Annotated in this window: 2 protein-coding genes and 1 riboswitch; both genes read left to right on the forward strand. The window is 31.4% G+C overall.

The window, feature by feature from the left end:
• Window positions 1–127: 127 nt before the first annotated feature.
• A riboswitch (SAM riboswitch) is annotated at window positions 128–232 on the forward strand.
• Window positions 233–417: 185 nt separating this feature from the next.
• The gene (metK, locus tag L21TH_RS01485) at window positions 418–1,605 is read left to right on the forward strand and encodes a methionine adenosyltransferase (protein WP_006307349.1); all 1,188 of its coding nucleotides are present in this window, start codon (window positions 418–420) and stop codon (window positions 1,603–1,605) included.
• A 256-nt stretch (window positions 1,606–1,861) separates the two neighbouring features.
• The gene (locus L21TH_RS01490) at window positions 1,862–2,170 is read left to right on the forward strand and encodes a hypothetical protein (protein WP_006307355.1); all 309 of its coding nucleotides are present in this window, start codon (window positions 1,862–1,864) and stop codon (window positions 2,168–2,170) included.
• The last annotated feature ends 186 nt before the right edge of the window (window positions 2,171–2,356 follow it).

Genomic DNA, 2,356 nt, shown 5'->3' on the forward strand with positions numbered 1-2,356 from the left:
CATTACAAATTAAGGGAAAGTAAAGTTTTTACTGGAAATTAGATGCGAAATCTCTGGTATAAATTATAAAATATTGACATAGGATACGTACTGTGATATATTTAAATCAACAATTAAAAATCTTGATACCTTATCAAGAGAGGTGGAGGGAATGGGCCCAATGAAACCCGGCAACCTGTAATATATTACAAGGTGCTAAGTCCCACAGAACACGGATTCTGAAAGATGAGGTGAACGTTGCAACTTACCTCTTCCTTTTGGAAGGGGATTTTTATTTTTAATAAAATAATTTTGAATTGTAAATTCTAAATGTTAAATAAAACTTGTTTTAATGAAGTAAAATACTGATTGATAATTTAAAATTCAAAATTCAAAATTTAAAATTTAGAATTTATAAATGAGAGGGAGGTATATATAATGAGAAAATGGTTATTTACTTCAGAGTCAGTTACAGAAGGACACCCAGATAAGATTTGTGACCAAATTTCAGATTCTATATTAGATTCAATTTTAGAGTGTGACCCAGAAGCTAGGGTAGCTTGTGAAACATCGGTTACTACAGGATTAGTTTTAGTATCAGGAGAAATATCAACAAATTGCTATGTAGATATACCTAAGATTGTAAGAAAAACAATAGAAGAAATAGGCTACACAAGAGCAAAATATGGTTTTGACTGTGACACTTGTGCAGTACTTACTTCTATCGATGAGCAATCACCAGATATAGCTATGGGAGTAGATGAAGCACTTGAGTACAGAAATAGTGAAGAAGATAAGTTAGATACTATAGGTGCTGGAGACCAAGGAATAATGTTCGGTTATGCTTGTAATGAAACAGAAGAGCTAATGCCTCTTCCAATATCTTTAGCACACAAACTTGCAAGAAGATTATCAGAGGTTAGAAAAAACGGTACATTAGATTATTTAAGACCTGATGGTAAGACTCAAGTTACTGTTGAATATCATGATGACAAACCTGTCAGAATTGATGCTGTAGTTATTTCAACACAACATAGTCCTGAAGTAGATTTAAAAACTATTGAGAGAGATTTAAGAGAACATGTAATCTTTAAAGTTATTCCTAGAGAGCTACTAGATAATGATACTAAGTATTATATTAACCCAACAGGAAGATTCGTAATAGGTGGACCACAAGGAGATGCTGGATTAACAGGTAGAAAGATTATAGTTGATACATATGGAGGATATGCACGTCATGGCGGTGGAGCATTCTCTGGTAAGGATCCAACAAAAGTGGACAGATCAGCTGCATATGCTGCAAGATATGTTGCTAAAAACATAGTAGCTGCAGGATTAGCTGATAAGTGTGAAGTTCAATTAGCTTATGCTATAGGTGTTGCACAGCCAGTATCAGTTTTAGTTGATACTTTTGGAACTAATAAGATAGAAGAAAGCGAAATTGAAGAATTAGTTAAGAAGCATTTTGATTTAAGACCAGCTGCTATCATTAGAGATTTAGACTTAAGAAGACCTATTTACAGACAGGTTGCAGCTTATGGTCACTTTGGAAGAACTGATTTAGACCTTCCATGGGAGAAAACAGATAAAGCAGAGATACTTAGAAAAGAAGGTTTAGGAGAATAAAAAAAGCTGATGGGCTTAGCTCATCAGCTTTTTTTTCTAAGAAAGTATATTTACTGTATAGATTGTAATTAAGTTAAATACACAGGTAGAAGTGAAATGAAAAAAGTAGTAGTGTTTAAAGGCATTTGAGCCTAATTAAAGGGCTAAAAAACTACTAACTACTAACTAACAAATCGACGAAGTCGACTTTGTTTATCACATAAACTAATAACCTGCATATTATAATAATGAAACATATGAAAGAAGGTGGGGGTAAGTGTTTATTTGGTTGCTTACAGTTTTTGTATATGTTTTCTTTGTGTATGGAATTATAGCTTTTATAAAAAACGTGTATTATGATTTTACTACTAGGAAAAATAAACAAACAGATAAGACAATAGAAATAATTGTGAATGATAGTGAAGATGTACAATATTATATAGATGTACTTAAGAAACATTTTAATCATATAATATTGGTTACTGAGGAAGATAGTCAATATATTAGAGAAGTCATTAATATTATGAGTAAAGAGCTAGAAGTGGAATATAAAGTATTAAATACAAGGAAAATACAAAATTCTTAAAGAGATTTTTAAAATCTCTCTTTTTTTGTTTTATAAAAAAGTATATTGTTTTATATCCAGTAATTGAGTTAAATATAGGTTTTAAACGAACTACTAACTAACAAATCAACGAAGTTGACTTTGTTCTTGTCTAGGAAAGTATAAAAAATTTTGATAAAATGAAGTGGGCGTAGCCCTGAGGAATCA

The sequence above is a fragment of the Caldisalinibacter kiritimatiensis genome, assembly GCF_000387765.1.
Classification (GTDB): domain Bacteria; phylum Bacillota; class Clostridia; order Tissierellales; family Caldisalinibacteraceae; genus Caldisalinibacter; species Caldisalinibacter kiritimatiensis.

What these genes read in the sequence shown, in the direction of transcription:
- metK (WP_006307349.1), top strand. Translation starts at nt 418, where the DNA reads ATGAGAAAATGGTTATTTACTTCAGAGTCAGTTACAGAAGGACACCCA.